This window comes from Duganella sp. CY15W (assembly GCF_009857555.1).
Classification (GTDB): domain Bacteria; phylum Pseudomonadota; class Gammaproteobacteria; order Burkholderiales; family Burkholderiaceae_D; genus Rugamonas; species Rugamonas sacchari.
Genome location: NZ_WWCQ01000001.1, coordinates 1,221,269 through 1,237,211 on the forward strand (window position 1 = coordinate 1,221,269; position 15,943 = coordinate 1,237,211).

General features: G+C 61.3%; 12 protein-coding genes. 8 read left to right on the forward strand and 4 right to left on the reverse strand.

Going from position 1 to position 15,943, the window contains the following annotated elements; all coding sequences use genetic code 11:
• Positions 1-1,446, reverse strand: coding sequence for a hypothetical protein (locus GTP58_RS05775; protein WP_202413480.1), 1,446 nt, complete (start codon positions 1,444-1,446; stop codon positions 1-3).
• On the reverse strand, positions 1,446-2,243 hold the full coding sequence (locus GTP58_RS05780; protein ID WP_161076618.1) for a M15 family metallopeptidase: 798 nt from the start codon (positions 2,241-2,243) through the stop codon (positions 1,446-1,448). Before GTP58_RS05780 ends, GTP58_RS05775 begins: the two co-directional genes overlap by 1 nt.
• A gap of 205 nt (positions 2,244-2,448) precedes the next feature.
• Here GTP58_RS05780 and GTP58_RS05785 point away from each other — a divergent pair, with 205 nt between their 5' ends.
• Genes GTP58_RS05785 through GTP58_RS05805 form a run of 5 tightly spaced genes read left to right on the forward strand, consistent with a single transcriptional unit; the run spans position 2,449 to position 9,840 of the window.
• Positions 2,449-3,222: a hypothetical protein gene (locus GTP58_RS05785; RefSeq protein ID WP_161076619.1), complete on the forward strand. Its 774-nt coding sequence runs from the start codon at positions 2,449-2,451 to the stop codon at positions 3,220-3,222.
• Positions 3,219-6,095: a type VI secretion system Vgr family protein gene (locus GTP58_RS05790; RefSeq protein ID WP_161077275.1), complete on the forward strand. Its 2,877-nt coding sequence runs from the start codon at positions 3,219-3,221 to the stop codon at positions 6,093-6,095. The genes GTP58_RS05785 and GTP58_RS05790 overlap by 4 nt, the downstream gene beginning before the upstream one ends.
• Positions 6,096-6,097: 2 nt before the next feature.
• Positions 6,098-6,922, forward strand: coding sequence for a DUF4123 domain-containing protein (locus tag GTP58_RS05795; protein WP_161076620.1), 825 nt, complete (start codon positions 6,098-6,100; stop codon positions 6,920-6,922).
• Positions 6,923-6,937: 15 nt separating this feature from the next.
• Positions 6,938-7,699, forward strand: a complete 762-nt coding sequence (locus tag GTP58_RS05800; protein ID WP_161076621.1) for a DUF3304 domain-containing protein — start codon at positions 6,938-6,940, stop codon at positions 7,697-7,699.
• A complete protein-coding gene (locus tag GTP58_RS05805; protein ID WP_161076622.1) occupies positions 7,696-9,840 on the forward strand; it encodes a DUF2235 domain-containing protein in 2,145 nt (714 codons plus the stop codon). The genes GTP58_RS05800 and GTP58_RS05805 overlap by 4 nt, the downstream gene beginning before the upstream one ends.
• Before the next feature lie 156 nt (positions 9,841-9,996).
• Here the strand turns inward: GTP58_RS05805 and GTP58_RS05810 are convergent, their stop codons facing one another.
• Positions 9,997-11,298 carry a dicarboxylate/amino acid:cation symporter gene (locus GTP58_RS05810; protein WP_072784345.1) on the reverse strand — a complete coding sequence of 434 codons (1,302 nt, stop codon included), beginning with the start codon at positions 11,296-11,298 and terminating at the stop codon, positions 9,997-9,999.
• A gap of 232 nt (positions 11,299-11,530) precedes the next feature.
• Positions 11,531-12,325, reverse strand: coding sequence for a 3-hydroxybutyrate dehydrogenase (locus GTP58_RS05815; RefSeq protein ID WP_161076623.1), 795 nt, complete (start codon positions 12,323-12,325; stop codon positions 11,531-11,533).
• A 121-nt stretch (positions 12,326-12,446) separates the two neighbouring features.
• On the opposite strand from GTP58_RS05815, the gene GTP58_RS05820 reads away from it, so the two are divergent.
• From GTP58_RS05820 to GTP58_RS05830, 3 genes are read left to right on the forward strand one after another with little or no spacing between them, the layout of a single operon-like run.
• Positions 12,447-13,325 carry an alpha/beta fold hydrolase gene (locus GTP58_RS05820; RefSeq protein ID WP_161076624.1) on the forward strand — a complete coding sequence of 293 codons (879 nt, stop codon included), beginning with the start codon at positions 12,447-12,449 and terminating at the stop codon, positions 13,323-13,325.
• Between the two features lie 7 nt (positions 13,326-13,332).
• A complete protein-coding gene (locus GTP58_RS05825; RefSeq protein ID WP_161076625.1) occupies positions 13,333-13,683 on the forward strand; it encodes a RidA family protein in 351 nt (116 codons plus the stop codon).
• A gap of 7 nt (positions 13,684-13,690) precedes the next feature.
• Entirely contained in the window at positions 13,691-15,937 is a 2,247-nt protein-coding gene (locus GTP58_RS05830) for a bifunctional (p)ppGpp synthetase/guanosine-3',5'-bis(diphosphate) 3'-pyrophosphohydrolase (protein ID WP_072784353.1), read from the forward strand.
• The last annotated feature ends 6 nt before the right edge of the window (positions 15,938-15,943 follow it).

The following is a 15,943-nucleotide window of genomic DNA, read 5'->3' on the forward strand; positions in this document are numbered from 1 at the left end:
TCAGGCCGCCAACGCCGGGCGTAATAGCGCGGCGTAGCGGCGGTAAGGATCTTCGTTACTTATGCAGAGCACAGGACCGCCGCGGTCCTGTACTTCCGCATCCGCCACGGCGAGGGCGGTTAACCAGGTGACGGCGCCACAGCTGCCGCAGCTGCTGCCGATGCTGATGACGTCTGCGCCGGGATCGAGCTGCGGTGCGGCAGCGGTGACCACGTGCATGAGTTCTGTGACACGGCTGGTGCGGTGGCCCGTGTCGGCGGTGACCAGGGTGACGGCCGCGCCGTCCAGCCGGGCGTTGTGCAGCGCCTGTTCGGCGGCTTGCGCCAGGCTGGTGTCGGTATCGCGCTTGGCGTCGTCGGCGGATGCGCTGCGGCGGCCGCTGGCGATGGTCTGCAATACGCTGCCACTGTCATCGCGGCCGGTTATCAGGCTGGCGTGGGCGGCGTCGGCCAGCAGCAGCCCCGCTGCGCCTTCGCCGGGAATGCGGCCTTGCGGATGCGTGGCAGAGAACAGGCCATTCTGCGCCGACAGGCTTGCGATGCTGTTTTCGCTCAGATGGGAGGCGGCGGCAATCACGATGGCCAGGCAAGGGTGCTTGCTGTCGCCGCAGTGGCCCAGCAGTTTCGATAGCGCCGGGCCGGCGTCGTCCGCATCGCTGATGGGCGCTGGCGCCGCAAGACGCTGCTGTGGCCAGCCCGCCTGCACGGCGACAGTGCGCAGCCATTGATCGGCAATCTCGCGCTGTTGCGCGGTCCAATCCGCAGGCCAGACTGCCAGCAACTGCAAGGATGGTGGCACGGGAACCGGCACTGCGTTCGGCGGCAAACGGCCCTGCTGGCGTTCGTGTTCCTGTTGCAGCCATGGCGCCACATACATATGGCTGGCCGCCTGCGCCGCCAGTTCGCTGACCGCGCTGGTGGCAGCATCCAGAGCGCGCCACTGTGCGGTGTCGAAGCGTGGGTTGGCCAGTTGCAGCTTGCCGCGCCAGGCTTCCAGGTCGTCGCGCAGTGCGTCTTCGTCGATATCGCGCAGGCGTGCGCTCATGACGGGATAGCCGTCGTCGTCCTGCAGTTCGCTGTCGAGGTTAGGGCGGGCCTGGTTGCCGGCTAGCGCGGCGCGCAGCTCGTCAACCGATGCGCCATGCGGCACGCGGATGGCGCTGGCGGCGATGATTAATGCTGCCGGCAGCGGTGCGGCTTCCGGCGCGGCATCGATGGCGGGCGTGGCGGCAGCGGTGGCGCCCGCCGTCGCCGGCACGCTGATACGCGCCCAAGCCTTGCGGCCCAGCCATAAGGTGGTCAGCAGAACCAGCGGCAGCACCAGCATGTACAAGGCCAGTTCGCTGGTCGCGGGCATGCGGTTGGTCTCGCGCCAATACCAGATTGCGCCACCCCAGCTGATGCCGAAGGCGGCGCCGGCCAGTGCCAGTTTGCGCAGCCAGTTCATTATTTATTCCCTTGTTTGTGCATGACACCGGGCTGACGCAATTCCGTGTGTCCGAAGTCCATCATCTTCCAGCGGCCGCCCCAGGTCAGGCCCAGCGACTCCGCTACTTCGCCATACAGCTGGTAGCCGCGCATGGCCCATGGGTCGCGTTCGGAAATCACCAGTTTGCCGTCGCGCAGGAAGGCGCAGTCTGCGGCCAGGCCGTATTGGTGCCAGCTCTGGAACGCGGCGGCATTGGTCACGCCGGAACCCATGGCCGCCAGCGTGTTTTGGCGCTCGGGGCTGCGGTAGCCTTCCAGCAGCGCCATGTCGTAGCCGTATTTCTCTTTCATGATGCGGAAGGCCATCAGCAGGCGCTGGGCGTAAACGCTGTCCAGCATGGCCCAGTCACGGCTTGCGGTTGACAGCATTGGACGTTCCAGCTGCACTTCGGCGGTGGTAAACACCAGCGGCGGCAAGGCCGGCGGCGGCACCAGCTGTTCGCCTTGCAGCAGACCTGCGACCTGAATGTTGACCTCACGCGTGGAGGTTTCGTAAGCGCTCAGCGTCGGCTTGCCGGCCAACAGCAAGGCCAGCAGCGGCGGGATGCACAGCAGCGCCAGGCCGCCCAGGCAGAATAAATAATGGTCGGACCAGAATGCACGCAGGCCGCCCATTGATGCGCGGCCGCTGCGCGCAAGCGCGCCCATGTCTTCGCGGCGGCGATGGGCGAGCCGCCCCAGCGTGTGCTGCAGGCGAGTGCCGGCGCCAGCCAGTGCGGCTGCCACAAACTCACGGCCGGATGGGAAGAGCAGCATCCAGCTGATGAGGCAGGCAAGCAGGAAATATAGGGTTACCGCCAGTAGGAACACGTCGACCTCGATTAATACTAATGTCTAAAAAGCATTGCTCTGGAGTATATATTAGAGTTCTGACAATCCGCGCACGATTGAATTGCCGAGTTGTGCGGCATGTTTTTCTTGAATGTCGTAAAGTCATGCGAAATTTACAAGGGAGCTTATTTTGCAACGTGAAGATGAACGCCCGTCGCCCAGCGGCCGTCCCAGTCTCCTGTCGAAGGAGCCTGCGGCGGAGGCTGGGCGCAGCGGCATTCTGGATGGGCTGGAGCGCAAACCTGCCGCTGCTGCGGTGGGCAAACCTGCGCCCAGAAAGACGGCCGCCATGGTGGGTGTCGCCGGTGTTGGCGTGCTGGGCCTGGCAATTGCCGCTGTGGCGCTGTGGCCAGGCACAACGCCGGAACCCGAATTGACACTACCCGTCGCGGCGGCCACGCTGCCAGCGTCCAAGTCTGATATGGCCGTCACCGTCGCTGCTCCTGCTGCGGTGGTGCCCGCCGCCACCATTGTGGAAGACACGGCAGCGTTGAGTCCTGCCGTGGACAACTCACGCACACTCAAGCAGATATTGAACGACACCCCGGCCAAGCCGCAGCATGATGAGTTGACGGCGGCGTTCGACCATCCGCATGCCGCGCCCGCCAAGCCCAAGCCGCCCGCGAAGAAACCGGTGCAGGTGGCGAAAAAGGCTGAACACCCCGTCAAGAAGCCTGCCCCCGCCGACAATGACGTCACGCTGCTGGCTGCGCTGATGGCGCATGTGCAATCCAACCGCCAGTCCAAGGAAACATCGTCGCCCGCTTACCAGCTCAAGCAATGCAAACGCATGAACGAAGCCGGCGCTGCGCAATGCCGTGAACATTTGTGCTCGACCAGCGCGCGCAACGAGCCCGAATGCAAACAGCAGCCTGTGGCGGTGAAGACAGCGTCGGAATCATGAGCACGGCGTTGATCGAGCAGGTCACCACAGCGCTGGCGCAGTTTTCCAGTGCTACCCGCCTGTATGCGCTGGCATTGGAGGCCGGCGACGGCGACCTGGGCTCGGGTGGCTTGCTGGTTGAAGCATTTTCCGCGGATGACAGCGTGCAGGGCGTCGGCCCGCGCGATGTGATCGTCCTGTCCACCAACGCCATGGTCGATCTGCCGTCGTTGATGGGGCAGCGGGCGGGGCTGACCGCCAGCCTGGCCGATGGCAGCCGCACCACGTTTTATGGCGAAATCACGCAGGTGGCAATGCTGGGCAGCGAAGGCGGCCTGGCGCGCTTTCGCCTGCGCCTGACGCCATGGCTGTGGCGTTTAAGCCAGGTCCGCAACAGCCGCGTATGGCAGGACAAGACCGTTATTGAAATCGTTGACGACGTCTTCAACACCTACGCGCCGCTGGCGCAGTGGCGCTGGAGCGAAGAAGCGACGCCGTTCATGGCCGATGCGGTGGCGCGCAGCTACTGCTGCCAGTATCGCGAATCCGACCTGGAGTTTGTCCAGCGCCTGCTGACCGAAGAAGGTCTGGCCTGGCGCTACGAACAACTGGAAGACAGCGTCGGCGTGGTGCTTTTTGCCGACAGCAGCCAGGACGGCGCAACGCCGGAAGACGCCAGCAGCAAGGCTGGCGGTGGCATCCGCTTCCATGGCGTACGCGCTGGCGAGTCCTCAGATACGGTGCAGGTATTGCAAGCGCGCCGCATGGTCGCGGCGTCCGTCAGCACCTTGCTGAGCTATGACTACAAAGCCAAGCGCGCGGTCAGCGCCAGCGCGCCGTCCAGCCTGAGCGCGGGCAAGCTGCCGCCGCTGGAAAGCTACGATGTGCCCGGCCAGTACAGCTACACCAATAGCGCGCAGGCGCAGCGTTATGCCGAGATCCAGATGCAGGGCAGGGAGGCCGCCGCACAGCTGTGGCGCGGCCGTTCCACGGTTCGCACCATGCAGGCTGGCACACGCTTCACGCTGACGCAGGGACCATTGTCGTTGGACGGCGATGCGCCGCCAAATAGCGCGCCGGCCTACGTGCTGCTGCGCGTGCGCAGTGTGGGCATCAACAACCTGCCGTCGCCCGCGCAGCAGGCGCTGGCCGAGTTGTTTGGCCCGATTCCGGAACTGCTGGAAGAAACCGTGGCCGCGCCATCGGACGACTTCCGGCTAACCATCGCCCAGGCGCGCAAAACCGGTTATGCCAACAGTTTCGACGCGGTGGCCGCCGATGTGGTCTGGCGTCCGCAACTGCCCGGCAGCGATGGCCGCAGCCATCCGAAGCCGACTGCGCGTGGCACCCAAAGCGCCATCGTGATCGGTGCCGATGGCGCGGCACAGGCGGCGGGCGCGGATGAACTGTATTGCGACAAGCTGGGCCGCGTACGCATCCGCTATCACTGGCAGGACAATGGCGACGCCACTTGCTGGGTGCGCGTGGCGCAGCGCTCGGCCGGTGGCGGCATGGGCAGCCAGTTCCTGCCGCGCATTGGCCAGGAAGTGCTGGTGCAGTTTATCGAGAACGACATTGACCGCCCCATCATCATTGGCGCGCTGTACAACGGCCAGGGCGAAGGCGGTGTCACGCCCACGCCCGCAGGCAAGACCAGCGAAGCCAGCGCCGCGCAGCCTTTCAATCCGGCCGGTGACCAGTCGCCATCGGCCCAAGGCAATCTGGCTGGTGGCAATGGCCCGCTGTGGCACGGCGCATCGACCGATACGGAGGGACATCGCAACGCCGCCGCGCAGTGGGGCATGCGCAGCAAGGAGTTTGGCGGCATCGGCTACAACCAGCTGCTGTTCGATGACACCGATACGCAAGGCCGCGTGCAGCTGCGCTCTACACATGCCGCCAGCGAACTGAGTCTGGGCCACCTGATCCACAGCGCCGATAACTATCGTGGCAGCTTGCGAGGACAGGGCGCCGAACTGCGCACAGACACGTATGGCGCAGTGCGCGGCGGTGCCGGTCTGCTGATTAGCAGCTACAAAATCAATCACGGTGCCGACGCGCGCGATCCTGCTGGCGACAACGCGGCGGGCATTGCGATGCTCAAGCAGGTCGCCAAGATCGGCGAAACTTTCAGCGACGCCGGCAAGACCCACGAAACCGTCGCCCTGGCAGGACACATCGGCTCGGCCAAAGCCAATGCCAGCAAGCTCGATGAAAATACGGCGCCGCTGAAAGCCATGCTGACCGCCGTTTCGGGCATGGTCGGTAACAAGAACCTGGATGCAGCACGTGCTGATGTGGGTGAGAAAAAGACAGCGCCAGGCGATGGTCAGCTGCCGCATGCCAGTTCTCCCATCATTGCGATCAGTGGCAAGAGCGGAATCGGCGTGACTTCTGGCGCGGCAGTGCAATTGTCAAACGGCGAAGCGATCGCGCTGGTGAGCGGCAACGACAGCCAGTTCGTGACCGGCGGCCAGTTGCGCGCGCAAACCGGCCAGGCCATTGGCGTGCTGGGTGGCGCAATGGCGCCAGGCGAAAATGGTTTGGGCCTGCAGCTTGTCGCTGCCAAGGATACCGTTGACATCCAGGCGCAGGCCGACCAGATGAAAGTGCAGGCACGCGATGACATTAACATCACCAGCGTCAACGCTGAGATGGATTGGGCTGCGGCCAAGCGCATTACGCTGTCGACAGCGGGTGGCGCCAATATCACGATTGACGGCGGCAATATCATTGTGCAGTGCCCGGGCACGTTGACGATCCACGCGGCCAAGAAGAGTTTTTCCGGACCGGAGCGCCAACCGTATCCGATGCCTGCGATGCCTAACAGTATCTGCGTCGAATGTCTCAAGAAATCGCTGGCCGCCGCACCAGCGTTCACCTCAGTGGAGTGAACATGATGATCGACGCTTATGTTCCTTCATTGTTAGCTGAGTTGCCCCGACGGGCTGCACAGGCCATGCCCGGTCAGCAGCTTTATCTGCTGATTGACGGTGTGTTTTTGCCTGGCTTCTATCGCCGGGTTGGCGTAGTCGTGCCGCGCCACGCACTGGCGCTGCTATTTGACGTTTTACCGGGCAGCACGGAACAGGTGCTCGCAGTCTCTCCATTTCTGGTCAGATATTCTGCGGACCTGCCGAGGCTGCATGTCTTGCTAGAACAATGCAGTGGCTGGCCCATGTTGAGTGTGATCCAGACGACGGAGACATTGCCCCAGCTGAAAACCAGGCTGGCGGTGTGGTGCGTCATTCAGGCCGATGGCCAACGGTTTAACTTCCGCTTTCCTGATACGCGCCGCTTGTCTGGCATATTTCAGGCCTTGAGCGAGCAGCAGCGCGCGCAGATGGCTGGTCCTGCAACGCGCTGGTCGTATGTGGACCGAAGCGGGCAATGGCAAGAGTTGGCCGTGACGGGTAAAGCGCTTGCAGCACCTGGCGATAAGCCTGAGCTAGAGATGCAACAGTTTGGCGACATGGTAGGCGATAGCGAACCAGATGAAATGCTGTTGCGCCTCAGCGACCGCGGCCGCAACTGGGAATTCAGTCTCTCGCAGCAGCATGCGGTGGTCTCGCAAGCGCTTGCCATTGCGGATAGCGCTGGTCTGGAGACCGACCTGCGGCTGGAATGGTGCGAGGCCTGCCTGGATGACGCCAGCCAGGCCGCTCATCAGCTTAGCGGCGAGAGGTTGGCACGCTGGCGTGATGCCCAAGTGTTGACCTGATCGAATGGAATGGAAATGACGATGAAACAGCGGTTTATTGCCCGGTGCTGTAGTGTGATGGTGATGTGTTTGTTCTCCCTGCCTGCATTGGTGGCTTGCGCGAAAAATACGGTGCCCGTCAGCGTGCACGGCGTCAATTACAGCGGCGAGGATTTCAGCTATGTCGTGATCGACCCGGCAAATGACAAGAATGCGGCTGGCGGTGAAACGATAGCACCGTACGCGGCAGGCGGCACTATGTGCTGCTACGACCTGCCAACCAAATGGCGCAGCGGCATCCAGATCAAGGTGAAGGCCAAGCACTGGTTAGCCGAGAAGCCGAATGGCGATATCCCTGAAATTGCAGAGACCAAGCTGATTGATGTTCCGGCCTATGTCGATGGCAAGCCTGGCGAGCTGTGGGTGCTGCGCATGGCAGATGGCCAGTTCGGCATCGTTTCAAGCGACTACCAGCCAGACCATGCCAAGTGGCCGGGCAAGATCAAAGGCTGGCCAGTGCCGTCATTGGCGTATCAGCGGGCGCAGATGGATTTACATATCCAGCAAGAAGAGGGCGCTGTACAGCTGAACGAAAATTTTTTGAGAGACATGCGCAAAGACCCGCTTGTAGTGGCGACACGGGTATGGAATTACTCAAAGAAGCGTGATCCCCAGTCTATTGCCGGTTTTAGCGGCCCGGAAGATAAAGCATATCAGGCTTATCTGTTGAAAGATTTTGAGGCAGCCTATGCTCGTGCGCAGAAAAATCTTAAAGAGCTGAAGGAGCGTCGTCCATGAGCGCTATTTTAATTCCGCCTATACCTGAGACTTTCGTCAAAGCTGATGCGATGAAGGGCTTTTTTGATGACCTGGAGGAGCGGGATATTCGTAAAAAGCACGAAGTCAGAGAGCAGCCGATTCTCGGTGTGCCGGGCGAATCCTGCAAGACCAATCTGTTTTTTGGTTTCTTTTTTGATGGGACCAAAAACAATTACGTGCAGGCTGAGGCGGGGCAAAACCATTCGAACGTGGCGCGGTTGTACGACTGCTACCCGGGACTGAGTGTTCCTGGTGTGCTGCCCGCCAGCACGGACTGGACCTATAACGCCGCGCGTTATCAGCACTTCTTCAAAGTCTACGTTCCCGGCGTTGCGTCGCCGTTCAAGGAAATCAATGACAGTGGAACGGGGACGGAACTGACGCGAGGTGCTGCGATGGGGTACCGAGGCGAGTCGCGCATCATATGGGGCCTGCTCCAGGCCATCAACAACGTGCACCGTTATTTCCTCAAGACGCCGCTGTTATCGCCTTCGGAAACACTGTCTCTGGTCTACCGCCTCGACATGACCAAAGAACATCGCCGTTACATGGGCAAACAAAGCCAGCGCGCTGGTTTGTTCAGCCGCTCGGACCGCAACGAAGAAAAGGATGAAAAAACGCGCCTGGAATTTGAGAAAGTGCTGAAACGGCTGCATGCGGCGGTGAGCCAGCATTGGCCGGATAAGAAGACCGGCAAGCCTGCAAAAATCGACCCGGCGCAAGTCAAGAAAATCTATATCTCCATCTTTGGCTTCTCGCGCGGGGCGACGCAGGCGCGCGCTTTTACCAATTGGCTCATGGCGGTATGCCGCTTGGATGCGAAGCTTGCCGGCCGTACCGGCATGAGCCTGGGCGGGTTTGACGTGCAGTTCGATTTTCTGGGGCTGTTTGATACGGTAGCGTCGGTAGGTGCTGGCAATACCATGGGCAACAGTATCCTCGGACGTTTTTTTGACGGCCACGGCGGCTGGGCTGATGCGGAAGAAAGCTTGCGGATACCGGAAGGCATTCGTTGTGTGCATCTGGTCGCCGCGCATGAAATCCGGCGTAGCTTCCCGCTTGACTCTATTTCGGTGGGACAGACTACCCCGCCTAACAGTGAAGAGATTGTGCTGCCTGGCGTTCACTCGGATATTGGTTGTGGCTACTGTCCGCTGGAGCAGGGACGGGGAACCGATCCCTCCGGCGCTGATATGCTGACGCGGGTGCCACTGCTGTATATGTACCGTGAGGCGAGGCTGGCTGGTGTGCCGCTCAAGCTTGAGCTGGCGAGTCCGGCGGTGAAAAAGAAATTCAAGATCATGCCTTCGACGATCAAGGCATTGAATAGCTACCTGGCCAACTGTCAGGTCAAGAGCGGCACGCTCACGGCGATTATGCGTGAGCAAGCGAAGAACCACATCTTGTATCACAAAACCCGCCGGCCTACCGGGAAAACGCCGTTGGAATCGACCGCCAGCTTTGGCCGTGCGACTAACTTCGACAAGAATGATCTGCACAGCGCGAATCTGGAGCTGGAGGCAGAGATAGGGAAATTCGAGGAGTGGCTGAAAGAGGAAGGAAAAGGGTTTAAACCACGTGCGCAGGAACCCGGTTTCGATAACGAGCATAAAAGCGAATGGGAAGAGATCGCCACTTGGTGGAGCAGCGCGCCGCCGGTGCCCCAAACGACATTGGACTTCTTTGATAACTATGTCCATGACTCACGAGCATGGTTCAAGTTGACCGGCGACTACCCGGACAATGAACCTGAGCTTGAGGAAAACCTGAAGAAATGGGCCGCACAGTTGCGCAGAGTCGCGGAGTACAACGAGCGGAAAGCAAAAGCTGCGGCGCTCAATGAGGAGCGCATGACTAAGCTGTACGGGAAAAACTCGGGTATGCAGCAGCCGCCATTTGTACCTATGAAGGATAATCTCGACGACAACAAGCGCCAGGCTGCGCTGGAATATGATCGTACCGGGAAAATTCCGCGCATGAAAACGGATGGCCGCGAACCGTATGAAAGCTGGGGACTGTCGCCGCTGGCAGGCTATCTGCGCTTCCGGAAAGTATATGCAGGACGCGACAGCGTGCTGATCTCCGAAGTACATCAAGCAGAAGATAAGCAGGTTGCGTAGCCTGCATCGACTTCGCATGGTCGCGAGCACTACGGGTGTTTTCCCACCATGCTAGGTGCTGATCGGGCAAGCTGACCGTGCCCGGGAAGATTCAAGGCTGGCGTAAATGCCCCGCGCGCTGAGCAGCGGCGGGGAATGGGGAGGGATCAGGCTTGCTTAGTGGCTGACCGCTTGCTCCAGCAGTTCAGGATCCTTGATGGTCGAACCCGGGTTGGCCAGCTCGGCCTTCATCTTGTCGCGGTCCAGTTCTTTTTCCCAGTTCGACACGACCATTGCAGCGACGCCGTTGCCGACGAAGTTGGTCAGGGCGCGGCATTCGGACATGAAGCGGTCGATGCCCAGGATCAGCGCCATGCCGGCCACTGGAATATCCGGTACCACGTGCAGCGTCGCCGCCAGCGTGATGAAGCCGGCGCCGGTGATGCCCGATGCGCCTTTCGAGGTCAGCATCGCCACGCCCAGAATAGTCAGCTCTTGCAGCAGGGTCAGCTCGGTGTTGGTGGCTTGTGCCACGAACAGCGCGGCCATGGTCATGTAGATGTTGGTGCCGTCCAGGTTGAACGAGTAGCCGGTGGGGACCACCAGGCCGACCACCGATTTCGAGCAGCCCAGGCGCTCCAGTTTGTTCATCAGCGAAGGCAGGGCCGATTCCGACGAGCTGGTGCCCAGCACGATCAGCAGTTCTTCCTTGATGTAGCTGATGAAGCGGAAGATCGAGAAGCCGGTCAGGCGCGCCACGGTGCCCAGCACCACGATCACGAAGATGCCGCAGGTCAGGTAGAAGCAGCCCATCAGGCTGGCCAGCGGTTTCAGCGAGGCGATGCCGTATTTGCCGATGGTGAAGGCCATGGCGCCAAACGCGCCGATCGGGGCCACTTTCATGATGATGTTCACGACGCCAAAGATGGCGTGCGAAGCGTCGTCGATCAGCTTGACCAGCGGCTTGCCGCGCTCACCCAGCAGGGAGATGGCAAAGCCGAACAGGATCGCGATGAGCAGCACTTGCAGGATGTCGCCTTTGGCAAACGCGTCCACCACCGTGTTCGGGATGATGTTCATCAGGAAGTCGGTGGTGGTCAGCGGGTGCGCTTTGGTGGTGTACTGCTCGATGGACTTGGCGTCCAGCGTGGCGGCGGTGGCGTTGAAGCCGGCGCCTGGCTTGGCGATATTGGCCACGAACAGGCCGATCACCAGTGCGAAAGTGGAGATCACTTCAAAATACAGCAGCGCTTTGCCGCCGACGCGGCCGATTTTCTTCACGTCCTGCATGCCGGCGATGCCAGAGACCACGGTGCAGAAGATCACCGGTGCAATAATCATCTTGATCAGCTTGATGAAGCCGTCGCCGAAGGGTTTCATGGCGACGCCGCTGTCCGGATAGAACACGCCGAGCAGAATGCCGCAGGCGATGGCGAAGAGTACCTGTACGTACAGGACTTTATAGAATGGTTTTTTCACGGGGTCTCCTCGTGTTTCGGGTGAGGAGTGCATGATCGCTCAGGGCGAGAGATATCACTATTGTGGAAAGCCGCAAATCACGGCCAGTGATATCTCTGTTTGCTAAGGGATACTACGTACCATCCGGGGTCAGTTCTTGCAATCCAACACGAGCCCAGCCGTAGCGCACACTACGGCTGGGCTCGTGTTGGATTGCAAGAACTGACCCCGGATTGGTTTATTGCGGATTGGTTTATTGGGCGACCCAGCCGCCGTCCATATTCCAGGCCACGCCGCGCACTTGTTTGGCGGCGTTGGAGCACAGGAACACGGCCAGTGCGCCCAGTTCTTCCGGCGTGACGAAGTCGCCTGACGGTTGTTTGTCCGCTAACAGTGCCTTTTTGGCCTGCTCGTTGCTGATGCCGTCGCGCGCGGCGCGGTCGTCCACCTGTTTTTGCACTAACGGTGTCAGCACGAAGCCTGGGCAAATGGCGTTCACGGTGACGCCGGTGGTGGCGGTTTCCAGCGCGTTGGCTTTGGTCAGGCCGAGCAGGCCGTGCTTGGCGGCGACGTAGGCGGATTTGCCGGCCGAGGCCACCAGGCCGTGGGTCGATGCCAGGTTGATGATGCGGCCCCAGTTGTTGGCGCGCATGCGTGGCAGCACCAGGCGTGAGGTGTGGAAGGCCGAGGTCAGGTTGATGGCGATAATCGCATCCCACTTCTCGACCGGGAATTCTTCCACATTGGCGACGTACTGGATGCCGGCGTTATTGACCAGCACATCGACGCCGCCGAACTTGTCGCCGGCGAACTGGATCATGGCTTCGATCTCGGCCGGCTTGGTCATGTCGGCGTTGTGATACGCCACCTGCACGCCGTATTCCCGGGCCAGATCCGCCTGCAGCTGTTCGATTTCCCCGGCATCGCCAAAACCGTTCAACAACACATTGGCGCCTTCGGCCGCCAGCGAGCGGGCGATGCCCAGACCGATGCCGGAAGTCGAACCGGTTACCAGGGCGGTTTTGCCGCTCAAAGTCTTGTTTGCCATACTGTCCTCTATAGGGTTGGTGATTGAAGGCGCGCTGCGCTACACTTCGGTAGGATTTTGTCACAACGCGGTAAAATGGTACTTCTGAACATCATTACATAAAAACCATTGAGGAAGCCGCATGCTCGAAGCAAAAATAAAGTCTGTTCAATGCCTGTCGCTGGCGGGCTTGCATCGCATGTCCTACAAAGAATGGGGAGATGAGAGCAACCCGAATGTGCTGGTCTGCGTCCACGGCGTGACCCGCGTGGCGGATGACTTCGACAACATGGCCCGCGCGCTGGCCAACGATTACCGTGTGATTTGCCCGGACATCGTCGGCCGCGGCCGCTCGGACTGGTTGAAAAATCCGCAACTGTACCGCATTCCCCAATACGTGAGCGATATCGTAACCCTGTTGGCGCGCGTGCTGCCAGACGCCGAAAGTCAGAAGGTGGACTGGTTCGGCACCTCGATGGGCGGCCTGATCGGCATGGGTCTGGCGTCGTTGCCGGGCAATCCGATCCGCAAGCTGGTCCTCAACGATATCGGCCCGGTGCTGGCGCCGATGGCGATGCAGCGCATTGGCGATTACATCGGCCAGGACTTGCGGTTTGAAACGTTCGAGGCCGGCGCCAAGTTCATCCGCGATGTCTCGCTGTCCTTCGGCGAACACACCGAGGCCGAGTGGCACAAGCTGGCCACCGACGTGCTGCGTCAGGATAAGGATGGCAAGTGGGTGCGTCACTACGATATGGGCCTGGCGCTGCCGTTCCGTTCTGCCACGCCGGAGTCGGCCGATGCCGACCAGGCCATGCTGTGGGCCGCATATGACGCGATCACCTGCCCGACGTTGCTGGTGCGCGGCGCCGAGTCCGACCTGCTGTCGCCGGAAACGGCCAAACTGATGACGGAGCGCGGCCCGAAAGCCACGCTGGTGGAAATTCCGAACGTGGGCCACGCGCCGACCTTCATCCACGACGATCAAATCGCGATAGCAAAGCAATTCCTGTTAGGTTAAGAAGAGTATGGAAATCAAACGACTGTATGTAGGCAAGCGCCTGTCCGAGGTGGCTATTCACAACAACACCGTGTACCTGGCCGGCCAGATCCCGGACGACTACTCGCTCGACATCCGCGGCCAGACGCGCGAAGTGCTGGGGCACGTGGACCGTCTGCTGGCCGAATCGGGCAGCGACAAGACCTGCATCCTGAGCTGCACGATCTACGTCAAGGACATGGCCGACTTCCCTGGCATGAACGAGGAGTGGGACGCCTGGGTGCCGCAAGGCCACACGCCGCCGCGCGCCACCGTAGAAGCCAAGTTGTTCGATCCCCAAGTGCTGGTCGAAATCGTCGTCGTCGCCGCACAGCGTTAGGAGCACCATGGTTTCCACCACTGCGCTTAACAGCGCAACGTCGGAGCAGCTGGTTCACGGGCTGTCACCGGATGACAGCGCGCGCATGCTGGCGGCGCTGGAATTCGCCGACGCCGCGTATGCCGGCAAAACCGCCAGCAGCGGCCAGCCGGCAGCGGAGTTTGCGGCTGGCGTGGCTGGCACGCTGGCTTCGCTGAATACCGATGTCGAGACCCGTATCGCGGGCCTGATGTTTGAACTCACCCTGCTGGAACCTGAACTGGCGCCGATGATCGAGCCACGTTTCGGCGCGGGCGTGAATGATCTGGTGGCTGGCGTACGTCAGCTGATCCGCCTGCGCGAGCTGACGCAGGCGCAGAACGCACCTGCGGCACGTGGCCGCAATGCCCAGCAACTGGCGGTGGCGCAGGTTGAAACCCTGCGCAAGATGCTGCTGGCGATGGCCTCCGATATGCGCGTGGTGCTGGTACGTCTGGCCTCGTGCGTGACGTCCTTGCGCTATTTTGCCGACATCAAGCTGTTTGACGATATGACGTGCGCCTACGGGCGCGAAACGCTGGACCTGTATGCGCCACTGGCCAACCGCCTCGGTATCTGGCAGCTCAAGTGGGAGCTGGAGGATTTGTCGTTCCGCTTCATCGAGCCGGAAACGTACAAGCGCATCGCCAAGATGCTGGAAGAGAAGCGCGTGATGCGCGAGGGCTTCGTCACCAGCGCCATCGAGCGTCTGCAATCGGAAATGGCGGCCGCCGGCATTCAGGCCGAGGTGTTTGGCCGGCCCAAGCACATCTACTCCATCTGGAGCAAGATGAAGGGCAAGGAGCTGGACTTCACCGACCTGTACGACGTGCGCGCGTTCCGTGTGATCGTTGCCGACGTCAAGACCTGCTACACGGTGCTGGGCGTGGTCCACAATATCTGGACGCCGATTCCGAAAGAGTTCGACGACTACATTTCGCGTCCCAAGGCGAACGGCTACCAGTCGCTGCACACGGTGGTGACGGCGGAAGACGGCCGCCCGCTGGAGGTGCAGATCCGTACCCAGGAAATGCACAGCTTTGCCGAATACGGCGTGGCGGCGCACTGGCGCTACAAGGAGACGGGCGGGTCTACCTTCACTGCGCAGCAGTACGATGAAAAGATCGCCTGGCTGCGCCAGCTGCTGGCGTGGAAGACTGACGTGGCGGATGTCGTGGTCGGCCAGGAAGAACAACAGCGCGAATGGGTCGAGAAGCTCAAGGCCGCCGCGCTGGACGACCGCATCTTCGTACTGACGCCGCAAGCGCGCGTGATCGAGCTGCCGGTCGGCGCGACGCCGGTGGACTTTGCTTACCATCTGCATAGCGATGTTGGCCACCGCTGCCGTGGCGCGCGTGTCGACGGTGTGATGGTGCCGCTGAATACGCCGCTGAAAAATGGCCAGACCTGCGAAATCATCACCGCCAAAGGTGCGCCCGGTACGGCCGGACCATCGCGCGACTGGCTCGGCGACGATTACACGGTGGCGACGCGCACGCGTTCCAAGATCCGTGCATGGTTCCACGCTATCGACATGCAGGAAACGCTGTCGCATGGCCGTGCCGTGGTGGAGAAAACCTTGCAGCGCGAGGGCAAGACCGCCGTCAATCTGGAAGCGCTGGCCAATAAGCTGGGCTTTGCCAAGGTCGATGATCTGTTCCTGTCGGTCGGCAAGGACGAATTCAGTCTGCGCGCGATTGAGAATGCGCTGCACGACAGCGGTGAACCGCAGGAGCCGGCGGACGAGGTCTTCCTCGGCAAGAGCCGCGCTTCCAGCGTGGAGCAGGGCGCCAAGTCGGGCGTGCTGGTGGTGGGGACCGACGGCCTGATGACGCAGCTGGCCAAGTGCTGCAAGCCGGCGCCGCCGGATGGCATCGTCGGCTTTGTCACGCGCGGCAAGGGCGTGTCGATCCACCGCGCGACGTGCAAGAACTTCGCCGAAATGCGCGCCAAGGCGCCGGAGCGGGTGATCGTCACCGAGTGGGGACGTGCCGGCTCGGATACGGTCTATCCGGTCGATATCTTCATCCTGGCAAATGACCGCCAGGGCCTGCTGCGCGATATCTCCGAGATTTTCTCGCGCGAGAAGATCAACGTGATCGGCGTGAACACGCAGTCGGCGAAAGGTTTTGCACGCATGACGTTCACCGCAGAAATCGGCGCGACGGCGCAACTGCATAAAGCGCTGCTCTCCATCTCCGAAGTCACCGGCGTGCAGGAAGCGCGCCGTGCGTAGGGACTG

Coding starts and splice junctions, on each gene's coding strand:
- GTP58_RS05820 (WP_161076624.1), top strand. CDS start 12,447: ATGCTCGAAGCAAAAATAAAGTCTGTTCAATGCCTGTCGCTGGCGGGC.
- GTP58_RS05815 (WP_161076623.1), bottom strand. CDS start 12,325: ATGGCAAACAAGACTTTGAGCGGCAAAACCGCCCTGGTAACCGGTTCG.
- GTP58_RS05790 (WP_161077275.1), top strand. CDS start 3,219: ATGAGCACGGCGTTGATCGAGCAGGTCACCACAGCGCTGGCGCAGTTT.
- GTP58_RS05795 (WP_161076620.1), top strand. CDS start 6,098: ATGATGATCGACGCTTATGTTCCTTCATTGTTAGCTGAGTTGCCCCGA.
- GTP58_RS05805 (WP_161076622.1), top strand. CDS start 7,696: ATGAGCGCTATTTTAATTCCGCCTATACCTGAGACTTTCGTCAAAGCT.
- GTP58_RS05825 (WP_161076625.1), top strand. CDS start 13,333: ATGGAAATCAAACGACTGTATGTAGGCAAGCGCCTGTCCGAGGTGGCT.
- GTP58_RS05775 (WP_202413480.1), bottom strand. CDS start 1,446: ATGAACTGGCTGCGCAAACTGGCACTGGCCGGCGCCGCCTTCGGCATC.
- GTP58_RS05800 (WP_161076621.1), top strand. CDS start 6,938: ATGACGATGAAACAGCGGTTTATTGCCCGGTGCTGTAGTGTGATGGTG.
- GTP58_RS05830 (WP_072784353.1), top strand. CDS start 13,691: ATGGTTTCCACCACTGCGCTTAACAGCGCAACGTCGGAGCAGCTGGTT.
- GTP58_RS05780 (WP_161076618.1), bottom strand. CDS start 2,243: ATGCTGCTCTTCCCATCCGGCCGTGAGTTTGTGGCAGCCGCACTGGCT.